This window comes from Sphingobium aquiterrae, from assembly GCF_037154135.1.
Classification (GTDB): domain Bacteria; phylum Pseudomonadota; class Alphaproteobacteria; order Sphingomonadales; family Sphingomonadaceae; genus Sphingobium; species Sphingobium aquiterrae.
Genome location: NZ_JBANFL010000004.1, coordinates 232,293 through 255,722 on the forward strand (window position 1 = coordinate 232,293; position 23,430 = coordinate 255,722).

At 64.5% G+C, this 23,430-nt stretch carries 27 protein-coding genes, 1 tRNA gene and 1 pseudogene; 21 read left to right on the forward strand and 8 right to left on the reverse strand.

The window, feature by feature from the left end; all coding sequences use genetic code 11:
- The first annotated feature begins 10 nt into the window (after nucleotides 1-10).
- From WFP78_RS06405 to WFP78_RS06435, 7 genes are all read left to right on the forward strand, one after another.
- Nucleotides 11-1,156, forward strand: a complete 1,146-nt coding sequence (locus WFP78_RS06405) for an acyl-CoA dehydrogenase family protein (protein WP_336959871.1) — start codon at nucleotides 11-13, stop codon at nucleotides 1,154-1,156.
- Nucleotides 1,153-2,235, forward strand: a complete 1,083-nt coding sequence (locus WFP78_RS06410) for an enoyl-CoA hydratase/isomerase family protein (RefSeq protein ID WP_336959874.1) — start codon at nucleotides 1,153-1,155, stop codon at nucleotides 2,233-2,235. The genes WFP78_RS06405 and WFP78_RS06410 overlap by 4 nt, the downstream gene beginning before the upstream one ends.
- 15 nt (nucleotides 2,236-2,250) lie before the next feature.
- Complete coding sequence (locus WFP78_RS06415) at nucleotides 2,251-3,027, forward strand: enoyl-CoA hydratase-related protein (protein ID WP_336959876.1); 777 nt, start codon at nucleotides 2,251-2,253, stop codon at nucleotides 3,025-3,027.
- Nucleotides 3,028-3,213: 186 nt separating this feature from the next.
- Nucleotides 3,214-4,092 carry a 3-hydroxyisobutyrate dehydrogenase gene (gene mmsB, locus WFP78_RS06420; protein WP_336959879.1) on the forward strand — a complete coding sequence of 293 codons (879 nt, stop codon included), beginning with the start codon at nucleotides 3,214-3,216 and terminating at the stop codon, nucleotides 4,090-4,092.
- Nucleotides 4,093-4,454: 362 nt separating this feature from the next.
- Nucleotides 4,455-5,057, forward strand: coding sequence for a sigma-70 family RNA polymerase sigma factor (locus tag WFP78_RS06425; protein ID WP_336959882.1), 603 nt, complete (start codon nucleotides 4,455-4,457; stop codon nucleotides 5,055-5,057).
- Nucleotides 4,978-5,727 (forward strand): FecR family protein, encoded by a 750-nt coding sequence (locus WFP78_RS06430; protein ID WP_336959883.1) that lies wholly within the window; start codon nucleotides 4,978-4,980, stop codon nucleotides 5,725-5,727. Before WFP78_RS06425 ends, WFP78_RS06430 begins: the two co-directional genes overlap by 80 nt.
- Before the next feature lie 139 nt (nucleotides 5,728-5,866).
- Nucleotides 5,867-7,222: an MFS transporter gene (locus WFP78_RS06435; protein WP_336959886.1), complete on the forward strand. Its 1,356-nt coding sequence runs from the start codon at nucleotides 5,867-5,869 to the stop codon at nucleotides 7,220-7,222.
- Nucleotides 7,223-7,498: 276 nt separating this feature from the next.
- Here the strand turns inward: WFP78_RS06435 and WFP78_RS06440 are convergent, their stop codons facing one another.
- Nucleotides 7,499-8,197 carry an NAD-dependent deacylase gene (locus WFP78_RS06440; RefSeq protein ID WP_336959893.1) on the reverse strand — a complete coding sequence of 233 codons (699 nt, stop codon included), beginning with the start codon at nucleotides 8,195-8,197 and terminating at the stop codon, nucleotides 7,499-7,501.
- A 155-nt stretch (nucleotides 8,198-8,352) separates the two neighbouring features.
- Here WFP78_RS06440 and dapB point away from each other — a divergent pair, with 155 nt between their 5' ends.
- From dapB to WFP78_RS06460, 4 genes are all read left to right on the forward strand, one after another.
- The gene (dapB, locus tag WFP78_RS06445) at nucleotides 8,353-9,123 is read left to right on the forward strand and encodes a 4-hydroxy-tetrahydrodipicolinate reductase (protein WP_336959965.1); all 771 of its coding nucleotides are present in this window, start codon (nucleotides 8,353-8,355) and stop codon (nucleotides 9,121-9,123) included.
- Nucleotides 9,124-9,128: 5 nt separating this feature from the next.
- The gene (nth, locus tag WFP78_RS06450) at nucleotides 9,129-9,812 is read left to right on the forward strand and encodes an endonuclease III (RefSeq protein WP_336959895.1); all 684 of its coding nucleotides are present in this window, start codon (nucleotides 9,129-9,131) and stop codon (nucleotides 9,810-9,812) included.
- Nucleotides 9,813-9,927: 115 nt separating this feature from the next.
- Nucleotides 9,928-10,326, forward strand: a complete 399-nt coding sequence (locus tag WFP78_RS06455) for a hypothetical protein (protein WP_336959897.1) — start codon at nucleotides 9,928-9,930, stop codon at nucleotides 10,324-10,326.
- A 102-nt stretch (nucleotides 10,327-10,428) separates the two neighbouring features.
- Nucleotides 10,429-10,505, forward strand: a tRNA-Arg gene (locus WFP78_RS06460).
- Nucleotides 10,506-11,081: 576 nt separating this feature from the next.
- On the opposite strand, the pseudogene WFP78_RS06465 reads toward WFP78_RS06460, so the two are convergent.
- The 4 genes and pseudogenes from WFP78_RS06465 to WFP78_RS06480 form a co-directional block, all read right to left on the reverse strand.
- Nucleotides 11,082-12,158: pseudogene (locus WFP78_RS06465) on the reverse strand (recombinase family protein); the annotation flags it as partial.
- Nucleotides 12,159-12,176: 18 nt separating this feature from the next.
- Complete coding sequence (locus WFP78_RS06470) at nucleotides 12,177-12,581, reverse strand: hypothetical protein (protein WP_336959899.1); 405 nt, start codon at nucleotides 12,579-12,581, stop codon at nucleotides 12,177-12,179.
- Nucleotides 12,578-13,069, reverse strand: a complete 492-nt coding sequence (locus WFP78_RS06475; protein ID WP_336959901.1) for a type II toxin-antitoxin system YhaV family toxin — start codon at nucleotides 13,067-13,069, stop codon at nucleotides 12,578-12,580. The genes WFP78_RS06470 and WFP78_RS06475 overlap by 4 nt, the downstream gene beginning before the upstream one ends.
- A 3-nt stretch (nucleotides 13,070-13,072) precedes the next feature.
- Nucleotides 13,073-13,390 carry a type II toxin-antitoxin system PrlF family antitoxin gene (locus WFP78_RS06480; protein WP_336959903.1) on the reverse strand — a complete coding sequence of 106 codons (318 nt, stop codon included), beginning with the start codon at nucleotides 13,388-13,390 and terminating at the stop codon, nucleotides 13,073-13,075.
- A gap of 494 nt (nucleotides 13,391-13,884) precedes the next feature.
- On the opposite strand from WFP78_RS06480, the gene WFP78_RS06485 reads away from it, so the two are divergent.
- Nucleotides 13,885-15,948, forward strand: coding sequence for a ParB/RepB/Spo0J family partition protein (locus tag WFP78_RS06485; protein WP_336959905.1), 2,064 nt, complete (start codon nucleotides 13,885-13,887; stop codon nucleotides 15,946-15,948).
- A gap of 140 nt (nucleotides 15,949-16,088) precedes the next feature.
- Here WFP78_RS06485 and WFP78_RS06490 read toward each other — a convergent pair whose 3' ends face one another.
- Entirely contained in the window at nucleotides 16,089-16,862 is a 774-nt protein-coding gene (locus tag WFP78_RS06490; RefSeq protein ID WP_336959907.1) for an SDR family oxidoreductase, read from the reverse strand.
- Between the two features lie 131 nt (nucleotides 16,863-16,993).
- On the opposite strand from WFP78_RS06490, the gene WFP78_RS06495 reads away from it, so the two are divergent.
- The 3 genes from WFP78_RS06495 (at nucleotide 16,994) to WFP78_RS06505 (ending at nucleotide 18,671) form a co-directional block, all read left to right on the forward strand.
- Nucleotides 16,994-17,602, forward strand: coding sequence for a LysR family transcriptional regulator (locus WFP78_RS06495; RefSeq protein ID WP_336959909.1), 609 nt, complete (start codon nucleotides 16,994-16,996; stop codon nucleotides 17,600-17,602).
- A complete protein-coding gene (locus WFP78_RS06500) occupies nucleotides 17,599-18,063 on the forward strand; it encodes a LysR substrate-binding domain-containing protein (RefSeq protein ID WP_336959911.1) in 465 nt (154 codons plus the stop codon). The genes WFP78_RS06495 and WFP78_RS06500 overlap by 4 nt, the downstream gene beginning before the upstream one ends.
- A 308-nt stretch (nucleotides 18,064-18,371) precedes the next feature.
- Complete coding sequence (locus WFP78_RS06505; protein ID WP_336959913.1) at nucleotides 18,372-18,671, forward strand: DUF736 domain-containing protein; 300 nt, start codon at nucleotides 18,372-18,374, stop codon at nucleotides 18,669-18,671.
- Between the two features lie 63 nt (nucleotides 18,672-18,734).
- On the opposite strand, the gene WFP78_RS06510 is transcribed toward WFP78_RS06505, so the two are convergent.
- Complete coding sequence (locus WFP78_RS06510) at nucleotides 18,735-19,127, reverse strand: HU family DNA-binding protein (RefSeq protein ID WP_336959915.1); 393 nt, start codon at nucleotides 19,125-19,127, stop codon at nucleotides 18,735-18,737.
- Nucleotides 19,128-19,425: 298 nt separating this feature from the next.
- On the opposite strand from WFP78_RS06510, the gene WFP78_RS06515 reads away from it, so the two are divergent.
- A complete protein-coding gene (locus WFP78_RS06515; RefSeq protein WP_336959917.1) occupies nucleotides 19,426-20,271 on the forward strand; it encodes a DUF932 domain-containing protein in 846 nt (281 codons plus the stop codon).
- A gap of 201 nt (nucleotides 20,272-20,472) precedes the next feature.
- Here WFP78_RS06515 and WFP78_RS06520 read toward each other — a convergent pair whose 3' ends face one another.
- A complete protein-coding gene (locus WFP78_RS06520; RefSeq protein ID WP_419722925.1) occupies nucleotides 20,473-20,682 on the reverse strand; it encodes a helix-turn-helix domain-containing protein in 210 nt (69 codons plus the stop codon).
- A 196-nt stretch (nucleotides 20,683-20,878) separates the two neighbouring features.
- Between WFP78_RS06520 and WFP78_RS06525 the strand changes: the two genes are divergently transcribed.
- The 5 genes from WFP78_RS06525 (at nucleotide 20,879) to WFP78_RS06545 (ending at nucleotide 23,399) form a co-directional block, all read left to right on the forward strand.
- Nucleotides 20,879-21,142, forward strand: a complete 264-nt coding sequence (locus tag WFP78_RS06525) for a DUF2285 domain-containing protein (protein WP_336959921.1) — start codon at nucleotides 20,879-20,881, stop codon at nucleotides 21,140-21,142.
- 2 nt (nucleotides 21,143-21,144) lie between these two features.
- Entirely contained in the window at nucleotides 21,145-21,546 is a 402-nt protein-coding gene (locus WFP78_RS06530) for a transcriptional regulator domain-containing protein (RefSeq protein WP_336959923.1), read from the forward strand.
- A 19-nt stretch (nucleotides 21,547-21,565) separates the two neighbouring features.
- Nucleotides 21,566-22,078 carry a DUF2285 domain-containing protein gene (locus WFP78_RS06535; RefSeq protein ID WP_336959925.1) on the forward strand — a complete coding sequence of 171 codons (513 nt, stop codon included), beginning with the start codon at nucleotides 21,566-21,568 and terminating at the stop codon, nucleotides 22,076-22,078.
- A gap of 140 nt (nucleotides 22,079-22,218) precedes the next feature.
- Entirely contained in the window at nucleotides 22,219-22,482 is a 264-nt protein-coding gene (locus tag WFP78_RS06540) for a helix-turn-helix transcriptional regulator (protein ID WP_336959927.1), read from the forward strand.
- Nucleotides 22,479-23,399, forward strand: a complete 921-nt coding sequence (locus tag WFP78_RS06545) for a replication initiator protein A (RefSeq protein WP_336959929.1) — start codon at nucleotides 22,479-22,481, stop codon at nucleotides 23,397-23,399. Before WFP78_RS06540 ends, WFP78_RS06545 begins: the two co-directional genes overlap by 4 nt.
- The last annotated feature ends 31 nt before the right edge of the window (nucleotides 23,400-23,430 follow it).

Genomic DNA, 23,430 nt, shown 5'->3' on the forward strand with positions numbered 1-23,430 from the left:
GTAGGACTGCATGACTGCCCAATTCGACCTCACCGAAGACCAGCGCGCCATTCAGGAGATGGCGCGGAAATTCACCGCCGACGCCATCACGCCCCATGCGGCGGAGTGGGACGAGAAGCACATCTTCCCGCGCGATACCATCCGCGCGGCGGCGGCGCTGGGCTTCGGCGGCATCTATGTGAGCGAGGCGTCCGGCGGCATCGGCCTTGGCCGGCTGGAGGCGGCGCTCATCATGGAGGCGATGGCCTATGGCTGTCCGTCTACCAGCGCCTTCATCTCCATCCATAATATGTGCGCCTGGATGATCGACCGCTTCGGCAATCAGGCGCTGAAGGACGCCTATCTGCCAGACATGGTGCCCATGGCCCGCATGGGCAGCTATTGCCTGACGGAGGCAGGCGCGGGTTCCGATGCGGCGAGCCTGAAGACCAGGGCGGTCAGGGACGGCGACGATTATGTCATCACCGGCTCCAAGCAGTTCATCTCCGGCGGCGGCGAGAATGACATCTATGTCGTCATGTGCCGCACGGGCGAGGATGGGCCCAGGGGCATCAGCGCCTTCGTGATCGACAAGGACATGCCCGGCGTCAGCTTCGGCGCGCAGGAAAGGAAGCTCGGCTGGCATTCGCAGCCCACCGCACAGGTCAATTTCGATGGCGTGCGCGTGCCGGCCGGCAACATGGTCGGCGGCGAGGGCGAGGGCTTCCGCATCGCGATGATGGGGCTGGACGGCGGCCGGCTCAATATCGGCGCCTGCTCGCTGGGCGGGGCGCAGCGCTGCCTGGACGAAGCGGTGCAATATACCAGGGACCGCAAGCAGTTCGGCCAGAGCATCTCGGATTTCCAGGCGACCCAGTTCACCCTGGCGGACATGGAGACGGAACTTCAGGCCGCCCGCACGCTGCTCTACGCCGCCGCCGTCAAGGTGACGGAAAATGCGCCGGACAAGACCCGCTTTGCTGCCATGGCCAAGCGTTTCGCGACCGACACCGGCTCGTCGGTGGTCGACCGCGCGCTGCAGCTGCATGGCGGCTATGGTTATCTTCAGGATTATCCGATCGAGCGCTTCTGGCGCGACCTGCGGGTGCATTCGATCCTTGAAGGCACCAATCAGGTCATGCGGATGATCGTTGCAAGGGACATGCTGCGCCAATGACCGACGAGGTTCTGACGTTCATCGAAAACGGCGTCGGCCGCATCCGCCTCAACCGCCCGAGGGCGATCCATGCGCTGACGCCGGGCATGTGCGAGGCGATCAACGCGGCCCTGCTGGCATGGCGCATGGACCCGGCGGTCGTCGCGGTGATGATCGACCATGCCCCGGCGCCCGATGGCGATCCGAAATTGTCGCGGGGCTTCTGCGCGGGCGGCGACATCGCGCTCATCGCCAACAGCGCGAAGGACGACTGCGCGGAGGCCGAGCATTTCTTCCGGGTCGAATATCGGATGAACCATCTGCTGTTCGTCTATGACAAGCCGATCGTCGCCTTCATCGACGGCATCACCATGGGCGGCGGCGTCGGCATCTCGCTGCCCGCGCACTATCGCGTCGCGACCGAGCGGACGGTGTTCGCCATGCCCGAAACCGGCATCGGCCTGTTTCCCGATGTCGGTGGCGGCTGGTTCCTGCCGCGCCTGCCCGGCCGCATCGGCGCCTGGCTGGCGACCACGGGCGCGCGGATCGACGGGGCGGATGCCCGCGCTATCGGCCTTGCCACCCATTATATGACGTCGGACAGGCTGGATGGCGTGAAGGCCGCCATCATGGCCGCGCCCGCCGATCTCGCCGCCATCCTCGACGCGGCGGAAGAGGCCCCGCCGCCTTCGAAGCTGGCGACGCAGTGCGCGGAAATCGACCGCCTGTTCGCGTCCGACCGCTATGAGGACATCCTCGCCGCGCTCGATGCCGACGGGTCGGAATGGGCCCGGAAGCAGCGTGCGGTGCTCGCGACCAAATCGCCGCAGACGATCAAGGTCGCGCTGCGCCAGCTGGTGGAAGGCGCGGCCTTCACCGATTTTGCCGACAATATGCGCAGTGAATATCGGCTGGCCTGTCACATCATCCGCCGCCCCGACTTCGTGGAGGGCGTGCGCGCGGTGATTTTCGACAAGGACAATGCGCCCAAATGGGAGCCTGCCACGCCGGAAGCTGTTACCGACGCGCTGGTCGACTCGCTCTTTGCGCCGCTGCCCGCGGACAGGGAGTGGACGCCGCTTGCCGAACTCAGCGCCTGAACAGGAGCACAGACCATGAGCTATGAAACCATCCTTGTCGAACAGCGCGATGCGGTCACGCTGATCACCATCAACCGGCCGCAGGCGCTCAATGCGCTCAACCAGCAGGTTTTGGCCGATCTGATCGCCGCCTTCGCCAGTTTCGATGCCGACCCGTCGCAGACATGCGCGGTGCTGACCGGCAGCGAAAAGGCCTTTGCCGCCGGCGCCGACATCAAGGAAATGGCCGACAAGCCGATGGCGGATTTCTTCCTGGAGGATTTCTTCTCCCAGTGGACCTCGCGCGTCACCGCCACCCGCAAGCCGTGGATCGCGGCGGTCGCCGGCTTCGCGCTGGGCGGCGGCTGCGAACTGGCGATGATGGCGGATTTCATCATCGCGGCCGACACGGCGAAATTCGGCCAGCCCGAAATCAAGCTGGGCGTCGCGCCGGGCATGGGCGGGTCGCAGCGCCTGACCCGTGCCGTGGGCAAGGCGAAGGCGATGGAAATGTGCCTGACCGGCCGGATGATAGGCGCGGAAGAAGCCGAGCGCGCGGGCCTCGTCGCCCGCATCGTGCCCGCAGCCGATCTGCTGGATGATGCGCTCAAGACCGCCGCGACCATCGCCGGCATGCCGCCGCTCGCCGCCCTCATCAACAAGGAAATGGTGAACCTGGCGTTCGAAACCGGCCTTGGCCAGGGCCTGCTGACCGAACGCCGCCTGTTCCAGATCCTGACCGCGACGCAGGACAAGGCCGAAGGCATGGCCGCCTTTGTCGAGAAGCGCCCCGGCGTCTGGAAGGGGCGATAAGACACATCCTCCCGATCCCAAACATGGGGCGGGGGACGAAGAATGGAGCGCCAGCGCCTTTTGGGGGCAGGCCGGGCGAGGGGGGGTCCTCCCGCCCGGCTCCTGCCCTCCGAAGGCAGCGCTCACCCCGGCTCCACCGCCTTCCTCCCGGGAGGGAGAGGGGCTTTTTTTGAGAGGACGCTGACAATGACCACCACCATCGCCTTCATCGGTCTCGGCAATATGGGCGGAGGCATGGCCCTCAACCTGCTGAAACATGGTTTTGCCGTGCGCGCCTTCGATCTTTCGCAAGAGGCGCTGTCCCGCGTGGTCGAAGGCGGCGGGGTGCGTGCGGCAAGCGCGGCCGATGCCGTGTCGGGCGCCGATGCCGTCGTCACCATGCTGCCGGCGGGCAAGCATGTGGAGGCGGTCTATACCGGCGACGTGTTCGACGCGGCAAAGCCCGGTGCGCTGTTCCTCGATTGCTCCACCATCGACGTTGCCACCGCGCGCCGAGTGATCGACGCGGCGGTGGCCAGGGGCTTCGCCATGGTCGACGCGCCGGTCTCCGGCGGCATCGCGGCGGCCAATGGCGGCACGCTGACCTTCATGGTCGGCGGCACGGACGACGCCTTTGCCGCGGCCAAACCGATCCTCTCGGCCATGGGCAAGGCGGTGATCCATGCCGGCGGCGCGGGCAACGGCCAGGCGGCGAAGATCTGCAACAACATGCTGCTGGGCGCCACCATGGTCGCGACCTGCGAAGCCTTTGCCATGGCGCAGAAGATCGGCCTCGATCCGCAGACCTTCTACGACATCTCCAGCGTCTCCTCCGGGCAGAGCTGGTCGATGACCAGCTATTGCCCGCTGCCGGGCGTCGGGCCGCAGACGCCGGCGGACAATGGCTATCAGGGCGGCTTTGCCGTCGCGCTGATGCTGAAGGACCTCAAGCTCGCGATGGAAGCGGCGGCATCGGTCAATGCCAGCGTGCCGATGGGCGCCGCGGCCGAATCGCTCTATCAGATTCTCGCGAACAAGGGTGAGGGCGGGCGTGATTTCTCGTCGATGATCCAGATGCTGGGCTGAACCACGGGCGCGTCATATTTTCCCATCGGGCCGCCTTTGCGGCAGGGCGGAAAGGAAAATCCTGCATCAAGCGCCGGATTCGCAGGATTTTCTCCCATATGCGCCGCCTTTAACCGATCCCTGACGGTGCGCGCAGGATTCCAACTAAATAATCCACGGACGCGCAATATTCCTGCTTCAGATCGGGATTTTTGATAAAAATTCCCAAGCTGATGTAACAGTGCAACAAACCGGCGCCCCAGGCTCTTTTTGTGGGCTTTCGTTCAAAACCGCTCGCTGGACAGGCCCCCGATTCCATGATTGATTTGGTGTCACAGAAGAGAAACGAATGAGGAGAGGCCTACCACAATAAGGGGGTCGCTGTGGATAGGGTTCGCGCTAAACTCGAATGGTTCAAGACATGTCTGTTGCCGCACGAAGCCGCGCTTCGTGCCCGTTTGCGGCGGATTTTGCCGAGCCATCATGAACTGGACGATATGGTGGCGGAGATCATGGCGCGGGCTTACGCCTGCGAAACATGGGAACGCATCACCGCCGGCCGCTCCTATCTTTTCGCCATCGCGCGCAACCTGGTGATCGACAATGCCCGCCGCAACAAGGTGGTCAGCTTCGAATCCATCGCCGACCTGGAACTGCTGCAGGCCGGCCCCAGCGTGGAAGCGCAGATCCACGCCCGCGATGCCCTTCGCCAGGTGCAGGCCATCGTCGATACGCTGCCGCCCCAGTGCCGCCGCGCCTTCATTCTTCGCCGCGTCCACGAAAAATCCATGGCGGAAATAGCGGAGGAGATGGAATTGTCCGTTTCTACAGTTGAAAAACATCTGGCCAAGTCCGTTACTCTGGTTATGCGTTCCTGGGCAGAGCGTGAAGAAACGGATTTCGAACGTGCAGGAGTCTTCGGGCGGATCAAACAGGCAGCAGATCGAGGAAGAGGCCGCGCGGCTTCTTGTCCGGCTCAGCCTTGACGCCTCTGACGAGGAACGGCAGGCCGCTGGCCGCTGGATCGAGGCTGACCCCCGGCACGCCGTCGCCTTCGCGCGGGCAGAGGCGGTCTGGGGATATGCCGAACGGCTGAAGGCCAAGCCGATCGACGATGTCGGTCCGCGCCCCGCAAAGCCCGGCAAGCGCACCCCTCGTCTGGTGATCGCCGGCATCGTCGGCGCATCGCTTGTCGTCATCGGCAGCATCGTCGGGTTGCAGAAGGTCAATGACGTCGCCCGTTATCGCACCAATGCCGGCGAGGTCAGCAATGTCCGCCTGGCCGATGGGTCGCTCATGCACATGGCCAGCAATTCCTCGGTGGAGGTGCGGCTGCTGCCCGCCAGCCGCCAGGTCCGCCTGCTGAGCGGCGAAGTCGGCTTCGATGTCGCGCATGACAGGGCACGCCCCTTCGACGTTATCGTGAACGACACGATGATCCGCGCCGTCGGCACCGCTTTCGATGTGCGGATGAAGCCCGCGCTGGTCGAACTGGACGTGACCGAAGGCACTGTCGACGTGCGGTCGGGCGCGCGGCCGGTGGAGCGGGTCAGCGCCGGGACGGGCGCGGCCATCCGCGCGCGAGGCTTTGCGCGCACCACATTGTCGGGCGCCCAGTCGCACAGGCACGCCTCTTCGTCCCGCTGCGCGCGCTAGGGTGCAGGGCCATATTCCCTCCCACTTGTGTTTTCCGCATTTTCCGGGTCGCGGGATGAAGACATCCGGCGGGGAAATGCTCTATGCCTGCGCTGGCTGAAGGCGTCTGCCGGATCAGCGGACGGACGCGGGAGAGACGATGCCTGAACAGCCGCCGGTAACACCGGATCATCGCCGCGATGCCGCGGGCCAGCCGGATATCGTCACCCGTGGCCGGATCTTCGCCATTTTCGGCGGGTCGGCGGGCAATCTGGTCGAATGGTATGACTGGTATGTCTATTCTGCCTTCTCGCTCTATTTCGCGCCGATCTTCTTCCCGAAGGGAGACCTCACCGCGCAGCTGCTGAACACGGCGGCGATCTTTGCCGTGGGGTTCCTGATGCGGCCGATCGGCGCGTGGATGATGGGCATCTATGCCGACCGGCACGGGCGCAAGGCGGGCCTGACCCTCTCCATCACCCTGATGTGCGCGGGATCGCTGCTGATCGCGGTGACACCGGGCTATGCCAGCATCGGCATCGCCGCGCCCGCGCTGCTGATGCTTGCCCGCCTGATGCAGGGGTTGAGCGTCGGCGGCGAATATGGGGCGAGCGCCACCTATCTCTCCGAAATGGCGGGTAGCCGGCATCGCGGCTTCTTCTCCAGCTTCCAATATGTGACGCTCATCATGGGGCAGCTGGTGGCGCTGGGCGTGCTGCTGGTGCTGCAGGCGCTGATGGGGCGGGAGGCGCTGGCCGCATGGGGCTGGCGCATTCCCTTCGCCATTGGCGGGGTGCTGGCGATCACCGTCTTCTACCTGCGCCGCCGGATGATGGAGACGCGATCCTTCGAAACGGTGAAGCAGGGCGAGGCCGATGCGGAAGGGATGCCGCCGCGCTCCAGCATGTTCGCGCTGCTGCGGCACCATCCCGCGCAGGCCGCACTGGTGCTGGCGCTGACGGCGGGCGGCACGCTCGCCTTCTATGCCTACACCACCTATATGCAGAAATTCCTGGTCAACACCTCGGGCTTCAGCATCGAGACCGCGAGCGGCGTGATGGCCGGCGCGCTCGCCATCTACATGATCCTGCAGCCGGCCGTCGGCGCGCTGTCCGACAGGGTGGGGCGCAAGCCGATCATGGTCGCCTTCGGCATCCTTGGCCTCGCCGGCACGGTGCCGATCTTCACCGCGCTGGAAACGGTGCAATCCTCCTTCCAGGCGTTCCTGCTGGTGCTGCTCTCGCTGGTGATCGTCAGCGGCTATACCGCGATCAACGCCGTGGTGAAGGCGGAACTCTTCCCCGCCCACATCCGCGCGCTGGGCGTGGCGCTCCCTTATGCCGTCGCCAATGCGCTGTTCGGCGGCACGGCGGAATATGTCGCCTTCTGGCTGAAGGGCAGGGGCATGGAGCCCGCCTTCTACTGGTATGTCTCCGGCATGATCGGCATATCGCTGATCGCCTATCTCTTCATGCGCGACACGCGCAAGCACAGCGCGATTGACCGGGATTATTGAGGGGGTGGGTGGGTTACGACCAGAGGCGGACGCCTAGTCATCGTCACCCTGAACGTGTTTCAGGGTCCATTTCTCCGAATTGAGCGAAGGCGTGTGTGGCGCGATGGATGCTGAAACACGTTCAGCATGACGAAAAATGAACGTCCGCCAACCACCCACTCCCGTCATTCCCGCGCAGGCGGGAACACATCTCCTGACCTGGCATCCAGTGCCCTCTGATGGGAGATGGATTCCCGCCTGCGCGGGAATGACGTCTACTCATAGCACACCCCTTCCTCACCCCAGCATCTCCGCCACCCATGCCGGCACCAGCGCGCTCGCCGGGCCAAGCCGGGTTTCCTCGAAATAGATGCTGCCTGCCGACGGATCGAGGTTGAGTTCCAGCGTCCGCGCGCCGGCATGGGCGGCCGTCTGCACGAAGCCTGCGGCGGGATAGACCGCGCCGGACGTGCCGATGGAGACGAACAGGTCGGCCCGGCGCAGGGCCTCGTCGATCCGGTCCATCTCATAGGGCATCTCGCCGAAGAAGACGATGTCGGGCCGCAGGCTGTGTGCCGCGCAGAAGGGGCAGGGGGTGCCCGGCGGCAGCGGTGCGTGCCAGGGCTGCGCCGCCCCGCAGGCAGCGCACAGCGCCGATTGCAGCTCGCCATGCATGTGCAGTATCCGCTGCGCCCCGGCCCGCTCGTGCAGGTCGTCCACATTCTGGGTCACGATCAGCAGGTCGCCGGGCCATGCATGGTCCAGCGCCGCCAGCGCCTCATGCGCCGGGTTGGGCGCGACCTCCGTCAGCTTCGCGCGCCGCTCGTCATAAAAGCGGTGGACCAGCGCCGCGTCCCGCCGCAGCGCATCGGGCGTGCAGACATCCTCCACCCTGTGCCCCTCCCACAGGCCATCGGGGCCGCGAAAGGTCGCAAGGCCGCTTTCCGCCGAAACGCCGGCGCCAGTCAGCACCACGATGCTGCGAATATCGTCCATGGCCCGATCATAGGCGCATGAGCGGCGAGGGCAAAGCCGCGATCGCCAGTTGCCCGCAATGCGTCGCCGGGGATGATGAACCGCCGGGGATGACAAACGCGCCCGCCCGTGGCATCGCGCGGGGAACGAACGGAACGGAAGAGCGGCACCACCACATGACCATCAGCATCGGCATTTTCGGCGCGGCAGGCCGCATGGGGCAGGCGATCGCGGCGGCGGCGAAGGATGCCGGGCTGGCTGTCGCGGGCGGTGTCGACCGGGCGGGCAGCACGGGTGAGATCGCGCCGGGCATGGCCATCGGCGCCGATCCCCTGGCGCTGGCGCAGGCGAGCGATGTGCTGATCGACTTTTCCGTACCCGCCGCGCTCTCCGCCCATCTGGATGCCTGCGTGGCGGCGGGCAAGCCTGTCGTCATCGGCACCACCGGGCTTGAGCCGGAACATCATGCGCTGATCGACGCGGCGTCGCGCGCCATCCCCGTGCTGCAGACGGGCAATACCTCGCTCGGCGTCAACCTGCTCGCTGCGCTGGTGGAGGATGCCGCGCGCCGGCTGGGCGATGACTGGGATATCGAGATCGTGGAGATGCATCACCGGCATAAGGTGGATGCCCCCTCCGGCACCGCCCTGCTGCTGGGCGAGGCGGCGGCGCGTGGGCGCAACATGATTCTGGCCGATCATAGCGAGCGCGGGCGGGACGGCATCACCGGCGCGAGGGCGCGCGGCGCCATCGGCTTTGCGGCGCTGCGCGGCGGATCGGTGGCGGGCGATCATCAGGTGATCCTGGCGACCGAGGGCGAGCGGATCGAGATCGGCCATCGCGCCGAGAACCGCACCATCTTCGCGCGCGGCGCGGTGAAGGCGGCGCAATGGCTGCAGGGGCAGCCGGCGGGGCGCTATGACATGAAGGGCGTGCTGGGGCTGTAACCGCCATGAAAGCCGCCGACATCTTCGAATTCTACAGCCGCCTGGCAGAGGCGAACCCGGCGCCGCGCACGGAGCTGGAATATGGCAATGACTATCAGCTGCTGGTCGCTGTCGTGCTGTCCGCGCAGGCGACCGACGTCGGCGTCAACAAGGCCACCCGCGCGCTGTTCCAACAGGTGAAGACCCCCGCGCAGATGGTTGCGCTAGGGGAGGAGGGGCTTAAAAGCCACATCAGGACCATCGGCCTGTTCAATGCCAAGGCGAAGAACGTCATCGCGCTCTCCGAGATATTGGTGCGCGATTTCGACGGGGAGGTGCCGCAGGATCGCGACCTGCTCACCACCTTGCCGGGCGTCGGGCGCAAGACCGCCAATGTCGTGATGAACACGGCCTTCGGGGCGGAGACCTTTGCGGTCGATACGCACATCTTCCGCGTCGGCAACCGCACCGGCCTGGCGCCGGGCAAGACGGTGCTGGAGGTCGAGAAGACGCTGGACAAGCAGACGCCCGGCCCCTTCCGCCGCGACGCGCATCACTGGCTGATCCTGCACGGCCGCTATGTGTGCAAGGCGCGCAAGCCCGAATGCTGGCGCTGCATCGTCGCCGACCTGTGCCGCTACAAGCCCAAGACGCCTGCACCGAAGAGCGGGGCGCCAAAGACGGCCGCGCCCGGGGCCACGACCGGCTGACCGGCAGCCGCCCGACGACTCATCGCGCGCCTGGCCGCCCCATGCTATGTTACGGCATATTGCATGGCGCGGCGTCTTTCAGACAGAACGTCATTCCGGGACGAGGAGAACTGCCATGACCCATGAAGTTACCGCGATTCGCGTGCTTGCCGGGTTTGCACTGGCCCTGGCGCTGGGCACCGGCGCACCCTCCATTGCGAAAAAGGCGAAGCCAGATCCGCTGGTGCCCAGCGGCAAGACCATCGATTGCGTGCAGACCATCCGCATCCGCCAGACCGATGTGCGCGACGACAAGACCATCGATTTCCGCATGGTCGACGGCAAGGTCTATCGCAACACGCTGCCCTATGCCTGCTCGGGCCTGGGCTTTGAAAAGAGCTTCATCTACAAGACCAGTATTTCGCAGCTCTGTTCGGTCGATACGATCACGGTCTTCCGTGCGGGCATGGGCGGCACGCCCGGCCCCACCTGCGGCCTTGGCACATTTGCGGAAATGCAGAAGCCGGCGAAATAGGCCGTGACGCGCGATGCGGCGGGTTCCATGAGCATCGCCGCATTTTGCCGCTGGCATTGCCCCTCAGCCTTTGCTAAGCGCGCCCGACGGCCATAGGCCAAGGCACCCGTAGCTCAGCTGGATAGAGCGCTGCCCTCCGAAGGCAGAGGCCACAGGTTCGAATCCTGTCGGGTGCACCATTTCGGAGCAAATCCGCGAACGCCAGTAACCGCCGCCTCTACGCCAGAGGCGGCGGTCAGGGTCCGCAGCAGTTCGCTCCGCGTTCCCATCACACGCACCTCGTTCTTGCTGACCACCTCGACCCGCTGCGCGACCGCGCGGAGATAGTCGCGACGATAGGTGCCGTCCTCATTGCGCAGCTTACGTCGGGCGGTCTGCGCGAATGTCCGCAGGCTCTCGGCCGTGACGACCGGCCCGATCCGCTCTACGGCGGCGACGGCCCGATCCGTATCCGCCCGCGCCTGATCGCGCATCGCGACCAGCTCGGCAATACGATCCTTGAGCGAGGAATCTCCGGCATCGACCAGACCGTTTTCGATCGCATCGTAGAGACGCTTGAGCTTGGCTTCAGCTTCCGTGGCCCGCTTGCGCAGCTCGGAAATGTGGCCGCGCCGCCGCTCGACCCAATCGTCGCGGCGGTGCAGCAATTCCCCCATCATCTCTTCAAGCCGCTGCGGATGAAGCAGACGGGATTCCAGATGATCGACTACCGCGCCGTCGAGCCGGTCCATCGGCACGGTGTTGCCGCTGCATCCCGTCTTGCCCTGCCGCGCCTTGGTCGAGCAGGTATAGTAGCGGTAATTGCCGCCCGCATTGCCGGTGCCGGTGCGGAGCGTCATCGCGCCGCCGCACGACGCGCAGAAGCAGATGCCCGTCAGGAGGATCGGGCTGGTCACGGCGCGCGGCGGCATGACGATCCGGTTGCGCGCCTTGAGCGACGCTTGCACCGCGTAATATTCTTCCTCGGTGATGATCGGCGGCACCGCCATGATGGCATGTTCGGCCTCTGGCTTGGCTTCCCGCGTCCTGTGGCTGCGCGTGTTGAAGCGATGCTGGCCGATATAGGTCGTGCGGGTGAGCAGCAGATGCAGCCCGGAGATACCCCAGCGCCCGCCGTCGCGCGTGCGAATGTTGTTGTCATTGAGCCAGGTGGCGATCTTCTTGAGACCCATCGGGCCGCTATTGTCGACGCCGTTCAGCGCCATGCGATAGATGCGGCGCACCGTTTCGGCATGGACCGGATCAATTTCCAGCTTCTTCTTGGTCTTGGAACCGCGTTGCTCGGCCGCGACGATGCGATAGCCGATCGGCGGCAGCGCCCCGTTCCAGAAGCCCTGGCGCGCGTTCTCGTTCATCGCCCGCAGCGTGTGCTTGGCATTCTCCTTCGACTGATATTCGTCGAACAGCGTCATGATCTGGCGCATCATCACGCTCATCGGATCATCGCCTAAATCCTGCGTGATCGAGATCACCCGCACGCCGTTCTTCGCCAGCTTACGAACGTAGAACTCGAACTGGAACTGGTCGCGGAAGAAGCGGGAGAAGCTATGGACGAGGATGATCGTGAACGCCGGTGGCTTTTCCATCGCCGCGTCGATCATCGCCTGGAACGACGGGCGGCGATCGTCGGTCGCGGTATTGCCCGGCTCCACGAACTCGGAGGCAACCTCCCAGCCTTTGCCGAGGCAATGCTTCTCCATCTGCCGCCGCTGGTCGGGAATCGACAGGTCGTGCTCGGCCTGCCGCGGTGTCGACACCCGAATGTAGAGCGCGACGCGCGCGGTGGCGATGACCGGCGTCGCATCGTCGGCGGCAAGGGCGGCGTGGGTCATGGCATGATACTCCGTATTTCAGGGTAAGGGGCCGAACAGCTCATCCAGTTCCTTCGCCAAATGGCTTTCGATGGCCCGCAATTCGGCATCGCCGATGGGAACTTGCTCCGGCCAGTCGTCGGTGACGACAATCGGGCCGTCATCCACCGGCGCGCGCCGGGGCGTTCGCCGTTTCGGGCTGGGCTTGAAATAGTCGTGCAGGTCTTCGAGACCTTCAGACCAGCCGGACGGCGCGCGGCGCCGGCGTTTACGAGACAGGGCCATGCCTCCAAGCTGGCGAACCGTGCGCGAGACTCCAGAAAATTCGCCATCGTGCTGTAGCGTGCCGTGGCGTAGCTGCGGCGGCGCGTTTCGGCGCAGGACAGCCCACGGCGCAAATGGCGTAGTGGGGCGTAGTGGGGCGTAGTAGAGATAAGTGCTCACGGCGTTTCCGGCGCAGCCGCCTCCATCCGCGTCTGCGCATCCGGCTCGCTGGCCGCCGCCAATAGCGCTTCCCATGAATCGGGCGGATTGCCCCTGTCGAGCATCTTGCGGAACACGGCATAGGCGTCCGACTTCGCGCCATAGGTGCGCAGTGTCGTTTCGTCGTTCACCCAGGCAAAGACGATGATCTTCGCTTTGGTGCTGTAGCGGAAGAACAGCCGGAACCGCCCCGCGCCGAACTTCGCCCGGAACCAGTGCTTGCGGTCGTCGCCGAGCGTCCCACCTTGCCGGTATTCCGACCGTGAGGGGTCTTGCGGGATGGTCTCGAACACGAGCTGGCGCAGCGCCGCCAGCAGCTTCGCGTTGGCGGACTTGCGCCAGCCGCGCGGGTCTTTCGCCCGCGCCCGCTCAACTGCCGCCGTCAACTTCTCAAGCTGGTCGAGAAACAGCGGGTGCGCGATCAGCTCCCAATCATTGACGGCGACCATCGGCTAGAGATCGACATCGCCGTCGATCGGCGCGTCGAGATCGACGGCGATCCCCTTGGTCAGCGCCGCGATCCGATCCGCCAGCGCCGGTGACAAAGCCGTCAGCGCCTCGGGACGGCGTTTGATGTCAGCGGCGAGGAACGTCAGGAAGCCGTCGATAGCCGGATCGTCGTTCTCGGTATCGGCGCGATGGACCGTGACGCCGCGCTCATCGACGCGGAAGGCGATGCGACCTCCGTAATCGACGCCGAGCGCTTGACGCACGGACTTGGGCACGGTGGTCTGTCCCTTGGCGGTGATGGTGCTGATCTCTTCGAGCATGGCAGGCATAGGTGATCTCCAGTCCTTCTCAAGGTAAGGAAAATATCTTACAAAGTCAATAGGGCGCTTCCCTTTGGGACCGGCGCTCTATCTCCGCTTCGCTCCGACCGAACCCCTGCGGGTTTCGTCCTGTCCAGGTAACGATCGCCATAGCGCGAAGGCGTATTCACGCCGGTCCGTAAATCCGTATCCACGGATTTGCGCCTTTACGATGATACCGAGATCGGGCCAGGGCTGCGCCGTCCCGATCGCGTCGACTGGTCGCTACGCTCCCCAGCGCGGGGTGGGCGTCGCTTCCCTATAGACCCGCCGCGCCGGGCCGCAACGCGCGCAAGCGCGCTTACCTCCTCTGCGTTCCGGCCCTTGCCACCCCATCGCTAGCGCGACGGGGACCCCGACGGCGGGTGCTGCCCGGCTCTGCCGGCGGGCCTTCCGGTCGCTCTTTCGCCGCCCACCCCGCTCCGGGGTGCGTGTGCTTTGAAGGAGTAAGGAAGATGACCGATACCGTCCAGACCGAAGCCGTCAGTGGCATCCAGATTTTCGTGCCGCTGAACAAGCTGAAGAAGTCCCCGCGCAATGCCCGCAAGATGCCACATGGCGAAGCCGCCATCGAAGCGCTGGCCGCCAGTATCCACCACAAGGGTATGATCCAGAACCTTGTGATCGAACCGGAATATAAGGGGGATGAGCAGACCGGCTGTTACCTTGTCACCGCTGGCGAGGGTCGCAGACTGGCGCAATTGCTACGCGTCAAGCGCAAGCAGATCAAGAAGACCGAACCGATCCGCTGCTATCTCGACACGGACAATGACCCCGCCGAGATCAGTCTGGACGAAAACGTCACCCGGACCCCGATGCACGCCGCCGATCAGGTCGAACGCTTCAAGGAGCTTTCCGACGACAAGGGTTGGGGCGCGGAGGAAATTGGCGCGCGGTTCGGCGTGTCCGCCCATGTGGTGAAGCAGCGGCTTCGCCTTGGCGCGGTCAGTCCGAAGTTGATGCAGGTGTACCGCGAGGACGGCATTTCGCTGGAGCAGTTAATGGCCTTTGCGATCACCGAGGACCATATCCGTCAGGAACAGGTGTTCGAGAACCTGCACCACAATCGCGAGGCATGGATCATCCGCCGTGACCTCACTGCCGACAACGTGCCCGCCCATGATCGCCGGGCCGTGTTCGTTGGAGCAGAAGCCTATGCGGAGGCAGGCGGCACGATCATCCGCGACCTGTTTACCGAGGATCAGGGTGGATATTTCGAGGATGCCGGGTTGCTCGACATGCTCGTTATCGAGAAGCTGCGCGAGGTGGCGGCACAGGTTCAGGCCGAGGGCTGGAAATGGGCGGACGTCCATATCAACTTCCCTCACGCTCATGGCTTGCGGCGCTATTACCCGACGCCCGCCCCACTGTCCGACGAGGACGAGGCGCGGTTCACGGCCCTGTCCGAGCAGCATGACGCACTGACCGACGGCTATTCCTCCTATGACGAAATGCCCGAGGACATGGCGGCGAAGCTGGAGGCGCTGGACGAGGACATGGACGACATTTCCGGGAAGCGTTCGGCCTATGACCGCCAGATAATCGCCAACGGTGGCGTGTTCGTGGTGCTGAACCATGACGGCACACCCCGGATCGATCGCGGGTTCGTTCGCCCCGAAGACGAGGCGCTGGCTGATCCGGGGGACGATGAGAACGGTGAAGCTGATGGCATCGACACGGGCAATGCGACCGAGGATGATGAGCAGCACGAGACAGAGGAAGCCGAGGAAATCGAAGAGGACGAGGAACCGGGCAAGCCGATCTCCGACAGTCTCATTCGCGACCTTAGCGCCCACCGGACGTTGGCCTTGCGTGTCGCCCTTGGTGAACGGCCCGACCTTGCCCTTGTCGCCGTGGTCCATACCATGACCGCGCAACTCTTCTACAACCAGAGCGCCGGTTGCCTTGAAATTCGCCCCACCGAGACGCCGCTTGGCGGACATGCGGACGGGATCGAGGATAGGCCGCTGGCGGTGGAGATGGCCGCGCGGCATGAAGCATGGGCCGGGCAGATGCCGCGTGACGTGGCAGACCTGTGGGGCTTCGTCATGGTGTTGGATCAGGAACGGTTGCTGGCGCTGCTGGCGCATTGCGCCTCGCAGACGGTGAACGCGCTTCGCCTGCCGTGGGATCGCAAGCCCAAGGCGCTGCAAACGGCGGACCGGCTGGCGACCGCGCTGGCGCTGGACGTGGCGAAGGACTGGACGCTCACGGTGGACAGCTATCTTGGCCGTGTCACCAAGGCGCATATCACCGCCGCCGTGGCCGATGCCGTATCGGAGGAAGCCGCTGCCCGGATCGTGCCCTTGAAGAAGCCCGACATGGCACTGGCCGCCGAGCAGCTTCTGGCCGGAACTGGATGGCTTCCTGCTGTATTGCGGACACCCGAACCGGAAACGGTGGTGGTGCAGGCCGAAGAGCCGGAGGCCGAACCTGTCGATCAGCCGTCCGAGGCGGAGGCCTCACATACCGAAGCGGAGGATAGCGCGGGTCGGTCCTACGCCGTCGCCGCCGAGTGAGAACGGGGCCGGGATCGCACCAACGGTCCCGGCCTTCCTATTGTTCCGGCTTCAAAATCGTGGCCGCTCGCCTTCTTGGGCGCGCGGCCACTTTTGTGTCGCGCTCGCCGGGCCACGGCCCGGCTCGCCATGTTAGGGATCTACTTGGTCGTGTAGCCGCCGTTCACGAGGATGGTTTGTCCGGTCATCCACCAGCCGTCCGAGACGAGAAAGCGGATGAAGGGCACGATGTCCTCGATGTCGGTAAGCCCGGTCTTGGTGAAGGCGGAGAGAGCGGCGGCGGTCTTGTGATAGGCTTGAGCATCCGCACCCTCGGCCGGGTAGAAGAAGGGCGTATCCATCAGCCCCGGCCCGATCGCCGTCACCGAGATGCCGCGCTCGCCAAACTCCTTCGACGCAGCGCGGGTGAAATGTTCCACCGGCGCCTTGGTACCCGCATAGGCGGCGTAGAAGGGCGTGAACGCGCCGAGCAACGACGTCACCAGCGTGACGACCTTGCCGTTGTCGTTCACATGACGCCCCGCCTCCTTCAGGAAGAAGAAGGCGGACTTGGAATTGACCGCCGTCATCTCGTCATATTCGGCCTCGCTGATCTCGACGAAGGGTTTCTTGAGCACCTTGCCGACCGTGTTGATCGCGATATCGGGATTGCCCACGGTCGTGATCGTGTCCGCGAACAGCTTTTCGATCGCGCCCGCCGTGGTCAGGTCGCCCTGAAAGGCAACAGCCTGCGCACCGGCAGCTTCGATCACGGCAACAGTGGCGGCGGCGGCGTCTTTCGTGGCCGGGCTGTTATAGTGGATGGCGACCGCCTTCGCGCCTTGCCCGGCAAGATCACGGGCGAGCAGTCCGCCCAAATTCTTCGCGCCGCCGGCGATGAGAACTGTCTTACCCTTGATACTGTGATCGGCCATGCGCCTGTCTCCTGCTGGTTGCCGGAGTCGTCCGCGACCCCATGGGCGCAGAAATTACCATCTCGATTGTTGCCATAAAGCCGATCATTCTGACATCACATGTCAGGACAGACGAACAATGGGTGGTGACAGTGGATCGTATCGACCTTTTCAGGACATTAATCCGCGTCGTCGAATGCGCGAGCTTTACCCGCGCCGCCGACATGCTGGGGATACCGCGATCCTCGGTATCGGCCGCGATCCAGGAACTGGAGGCGCGCGTCGGCGCGCGCCTGTTGCATCGCACGACCCGCCGCGTTTCGCCGACGCAGGACGGCGTCGCCTTCTACGATCGCTGCCTGCGACTGATCGCCGATGTCGAGGAGACCGAGGGGCTGTTTCGCCAGATCTCGGTCGGGCCGCGCGGGATGTTGCGAATTGATGTGCCGGGACGGATCGGTCGGCTCATCATCGCCCCTGCGCTGCCGGACTTCTTCGCGCGCTATCCCGATATCGAGATCGGCCTGGGTGTCACCGATCGCGCGGTCAATCTGGTCGAGGACAGCATAGACTGTGTGTTGCGGGTCGGGCCGCTGGCCGATTCCGGCATGATCGCCCGTTCGATCGGTGAACTGCCGCTGATCAACGTCGCCAGTCCGGATTATATCGCGCGCTATGGCATTCCGACGGAACCCGCTGATCTCCATCGCCATCGAACGGTCGGGTCGAGGACTGGGAATGGATCGAGGACGGCACGATGAGGACCAAGGCCATGTCCGGTTTCGTGACCGTCAACAGCGCCGAAGCTTATATCGCCTGTTGCCTGGCGGGGCTCGGCCTCATTCAGATACCGGCCTATGACGTAAAGGCGCACCTCGCCGCGGGTGAACTGATTGAGGTGATGCCGGATCATCGCGCGGAATCCATGCCGATGACCTTGCTCTATCCGCACCGTCAGCACTTGTCGCGGCGATTGCAGGTCTTCGCTGACTGGTTGGCCGAGTTTCTGAATACCGCGCGAAATATTGGCATGACCCGCTACGATAAACGCATCAGGGCGCTCACCATCGGCCTTTTCGCGTTGACGGACTCGCAGGAGTCCAGGTCTATCCGCATCCGGCCTCGGCGGTCTGAGATTGCGGCAGGCGTCGCGGTTGTGCGCGCGATCATCGCAGTGAGGATCGGTTCCGATAGCGAAGGGCGCGTTTCCGCCGGAGCATAGCGCCATCATCAACACTGTCTGGCGACGGCCTCCATGTGCTCGAAACCTACCTTCGGGCGCTCCTGCACGGCCTCTTCAATGGCGTGATCTGACCGGGGGATGGCTTCCGCCTCGATCACCTCTCGCAATGGCTATGGGCGACTATTTTCCGCCGCGCGTGCCGCGCTTTGCACCGCGAAGCAAAATAGCCGCCCGCCGCCATCCTCCGCTCTGCTGCGGCCCTTTGGGTGCGCGGTCAATCGCCCCCGGCCTGGCGATCACCATCGAGGCCGCGACAGGCGCGGTCCGAAAGACAGGAGTAAAATGACATGGCAACGATCGGCACCTTCACCGAGAACGATAACGGCAGCTTCACCGGCATCGTCGAAACCCTTACCCTCAAAGTCAAGACCGTGATCCGTCCGGTCGACAAGGATAGCGACAAGGCTCCCGACTACCGCCTCCAATCCCCGGCGATCGAGTTCGGAGCCGCCTGGAAGAAGACCAGCCGCGAAGGCCGCGATTACCTCTCGGTCAAGCTGGACGATCCGAGCCTCTCCGCGCCGATCTACGCCACGCTGGTCGAGACCGACAAGCCTGGCCAGCACAACCTCATCTGGTCGCGCTGACCAGAAACGACAATGCCCCGCCGGTCCCGGCGGGGCATCTTATCGTCTGGACGGCCAGAAGGGTCAGGCGTTCAGCTTGTCTTTCACCGCCTTGGCAGGTGTGAAGGCAAGTTTCTTCGATGCCTTAATGGTCATCGTTTCCCCATTCGCGGGATTGCGGCCCTCGCGCTCGGGGCTGGCCTTCACCTTGAATTTGCCAAAGCCATTAATGGAAATCTCGTCACCACCGGCAGCGGCATCCGCAATGGCGGCGAAGACCGCATCGACGAGCTTGCGCGCATCGGCCTTGGTCGCGCCTTGATCGGTCGCGACCTTCTCGGCGAGTTCATTGTTGTTCATGGATATCCTTTCAGAGTGTCGTTGGAGACGCCGCAGCGCCGCACCTTCGTCACGACGCCCTGGCGAGTCGCTCGCCGCTATCCGCAAATCGACCGACTGGATCAAGCATCCTCGCATCCGCCGACGGTAGCCTCAGTGATGGATCGATCCCCTAAACAGAGGACGGCAGGGAAGATTGCTCCGCGTGCGCGGGCGTCTTCGGTTGCACCGCCCATGGCGGTGCCGTGCTTGGGGCGCTGCCCCCGGCGCCCTTCGGAGCGGCTTCCGCCCAGCTTCCTCCACGCTTCGCGTTCCGTGCAGCCGGTTCCCCGCGAAGCCGCCCGCTCCGGTTGCACCCCCGGTCTCGGCGACGGCCAGAAGGTCAGGCGCGGCGCTCTGCTTCGCCGACCTTCAGACCTACGGAAAGGAAAGACCAATGACCTACCATCAGCTTGCCACCCGGTTCGGCCGCAACGCGCATCAGATCAGCGGGCGGGAACCGCTCGACAATGAGGCGTTGTATCGCCACGTCCCGTCCATTTTTGCCCGCGAGGCGCACGACAGTCGTTCCGAGCGGTATGTCTATGTCCCCACCATCGACATTGTTGAGGGGTTGCGCGGGGAAGGATGGTTCCCGTTCTTCGCGGTCCAGTCCGTCCCGCGCGACGGCAGCCGCCACGGCCACGCCAAGCATATGCTGCGCCTGCGCCGGGATGACGGTATCGGCAAGCCCGAGGCCGCCGAAGTCATCATCGTGAACAGCCATGACGGGACCAGCGCCTATCAGATGTTCGCCGGGATGCTGCGCTTCGTCTGCACCAACAGCATGATCGCAGGCGAGCGGTTCGAGGAAGTCCGCGTCCCCCACAAGGGCAATATCCAGCATGACATCATCGAGGGCGTCTATACCGTTGCCGAGGATTTCCCGCGCCTGATCGACGCCAGCGAGACGATGAAGGACGTCCAGCTTTCCGAGGACGAACGGCGCTTGCTGGCCGAAGTCAGCTTGGTTGCCCGTTATGGCGAGGACGAAAGCCCGCTGCGCCCCGAGCAGATCATCGAGCCGCGCCGCCACGAGGATGTGGGCCGCAATCTGTGGAGCACGTTCAACGTCATTCAGGAAAACGTGATCCGGGGTGGACTGGACGGCCGGAAGCGCAACGCGGAGGGCCGTATTCGCCGCAGCCAGACCCGCGCCATCAATGGCATCGACCAGAATGTGACGCTCAACCGCGCGCTGTGGACCCTCGCCGAAGGGATGCAGCGCCTCAAGGCTGCCTGACACGAGAGCCGCAGGGCCGGATTCCGGCTCTGCGGCTTTCCGTATTCACAGATTTCAGCAAGTCCGATGATCTGGCCAAGGGCCGAGTCGGCTGCGGCGCGCGCAATGGTCGTGCGACATTGCGCGCGCCGCGCTCGCCGAGGCTTTGCCCCGGCTCGCGAATAGGAAATTGATATGGCGAAGAGAATCGAACCCGTTCGATTAGCTCTCGATCTCGGCAACCAGATCGACAGGCTTCACGCCCAACGCCGAAGCAAGATGAAACAGCGTCACCACTGTCGGGTTGCGCAATCCTCGCTCCAGATCGCTCACATATTGCTGTGTGAAACCGGATTCTTCGGCGAAACGCTCCTGGGTGAAGCCCTTTTCCCGTCGCAGTCTTGAAAAATTAGTTCCAACGAGGCGCTTCATATCCATGCGCGCCACGCTGGACGATACACCTCATCGGGTTTATCCCATATCAGTTGTATCGTTGGCTGGTCATGAAACAACCATTATGGGAGTTCCATGCTAGTGGTGCGGCCGGCGCCGATAACGATGCCGCGCCAGCGGGTCACGGCACCGTCATTTCCGGCTAATAATGAACGATCAAGGATAACGCCTCACGATGGCCGACAAGCGATTCGAGGACCGCCCGCCCGACGAGCCGCATCTCACCGGCTATGACGAGGCGCACCTGTCAGACTATCTCCGCCTGCTCGACGCCGCCGACGAGAGCGCCGACTGGCGCGAGGCCGTGTCCATAATCTTCGGGCTCAATCCGACGCTCGACCCAGAACGGGCGAAAGCCGTTCACGACAGTCATCTAGCCCGCGCCCGCTGGATGACCGAAGTCGGCTACGCCTATCTTCTCGGTCCCCGCATGAACTGACGATGGTTAATGGCACGGTTGAAAACCGCGTTTTCCTGTCGAAAATATATCCGACCAAACCGCAACGCAAACTGCTCACTTTACGCTATTTTCTGAAATCCACTCCGGCAATCCTGACCGACCAGGCCGCGATAAACGCGATTGGGAGGATGCCTATGCCATCGCCAGAATGGCGTTCGTCGGCGTCCGGCCGAGAGCCGGATGCGCCCGGACGCCCCGAATTTGCCGCAGAGTTCCTGCGGCGCAACCGTCAGTATCGCACCGATCATGCCCGCATGGTCCGCCGCATCGCGGCGGGCGCGGTGAGCGAGGACGCCGCTCGTGCGGCGCTCGCCCGCCGATGGGGGTTATCTTTTCGCCTGGACTCCATCCGACCATGCCGATGCTGCTCTATGGCGTGCTGATCTTGTCTCCGTCACGGTCATGCTCGATGCCGCACCTGGGGGATTCTCCGACGCGCTAGCGATCGACCCTACCGCTTTGGGTGCTTTGCCTGCCGACCAGAGCGGCCTTGACGGCCGCCATGTCGTCATTGCCGACGCTCAGGGTGAGCATCGGCTGTGGGTACGCAATACGACACCCGGAAAACCGCTGGCGGCGCTGATTCCGCTCGATCGCGATTTCGAGACGCGCATCGCCAGCCTGATGCGCTTTCACCGTCGCCTGTTCGGAAGGCCGACTGGTCCACCGCCGCGTGGCTGGCCGCTCACGCCCTATCGCCGACTGCGACTCGAACAGATGCTCGTCGCGCTCGACATCAAGCTGGCCGGCGGCAATTATCGCGACATTGCGGCCGCGCTGGGGGACGACGATGCGGCCGCCTTGCCCGCGATCGAATGGAAGGATTCGCGGGCACGCTCCTTTTCGATACGACTCGTGCGGGCCGCCACCACCATGATGAACGGCGGCTACCGCAAACTGTTGAGCATCCGCTGATTTCCGTTTTTTCGGGGGACCGGCATCGCCAGGCGTGTGGGGTGGTCACTTCCGCGCAGCGCACATCTTCATACCCCGCTTCGCCACCTGTTCTACGCCAGATTAGTCTCCTGCCGCCGTGACTTTCGCAGGAGCCGTTCATGTCCAATCCGCACAGCCTTCCGCCGCGCTTCTTGCGCACCCCGGAGGCCGCACGGTTCCTCGGCCTGTCCGGGCGGACGCTGGAGAAGCATCGCTATTTCGGCACCGGCCCCGCCTATCGCCGGCTCGGTGGCCGCGTCGTCTACACGGTCGATGACCTGCGCGCCTGGGCCGATCTGGGCACCAAATATTCGACGTCCGATCCCGGCCAGGACGATCTCATGCCCCGCCGGAACGGCGCGCACGCGGCGAAACCCGCGTGACGCTATCAGCACCCCCATATCGGCAGCGCCTCGGCGATGAGCGGGCGCAACTCGACCTGTTCCGGTCGATCCGGGGCGACCTGGCGCCGCGCGACGCGCAGGATTTGATGGCCTGGCCCTTCTTCAGCCTCGCCAAGAGCAAGCGCGTTCGGCCGATCGCCTTCCGCATGGGTGAGACATGGATCTCGGTCGAGGCCACCGCCGAGCATGGCATGGCAACGATCTGGGATGCCGACGTGCTGATCTGGGCGGCAAGCCAGATCGTCGAGGCCCGCGACGCCGGCCGCCCGACCTCCCGGCTGATCGCCGCGACGCCCCACGACATCCTCACTTTCACCGGACGCGGCACCGGACGCGACCATTATGATCGGCTGAAGGCCGCGCTCGACCGGCTCCAGTCCACCAGCGTCGCCACCTCGATCCGGCAACAGCACCAGCGCCGCCGACATCGCTTCTCCTGGATCAACGAATGGCGCGAGCTGGCCGACAATAAGGGTCGCGCACTCGGCATCGAGATGATCGTCCCCGACTGGTTCTATGCCGGGGTGGTCGATCGCGCACTCGTTCTGACCATCGACCGGGCCTATTTCGACCTCACCGGCGGGCTTGAGCGCTGGCTTTACCGCATCGTCCGCAAGCATGGCGGGCGACAGGAAGGCGGCTGGAGCTTCGATGTCGCTCACCTCCATCTCAAGTCCGGCGTGCTCTCCCCGCTGAAGCGATTCGCCTTCGAGCTGCGCGCCATCGTACATCGCCAGCCATTGCCCGGCTACCGGCTCGACCTCGAACATGCGCTTGGTCGCGAGCGGCTGTCCTTCGTGCCGATCCCGGCCGATCCGTTCGACGTCGCGATGCGCCGCGTGGGCCTCCGCTGTCGTTTTCCCCCAAAGCGGAGACTGGGGGCGTCTCGTGACTAGTTTCCCCCTTAAAGCGGAGACTGGTTGCCCT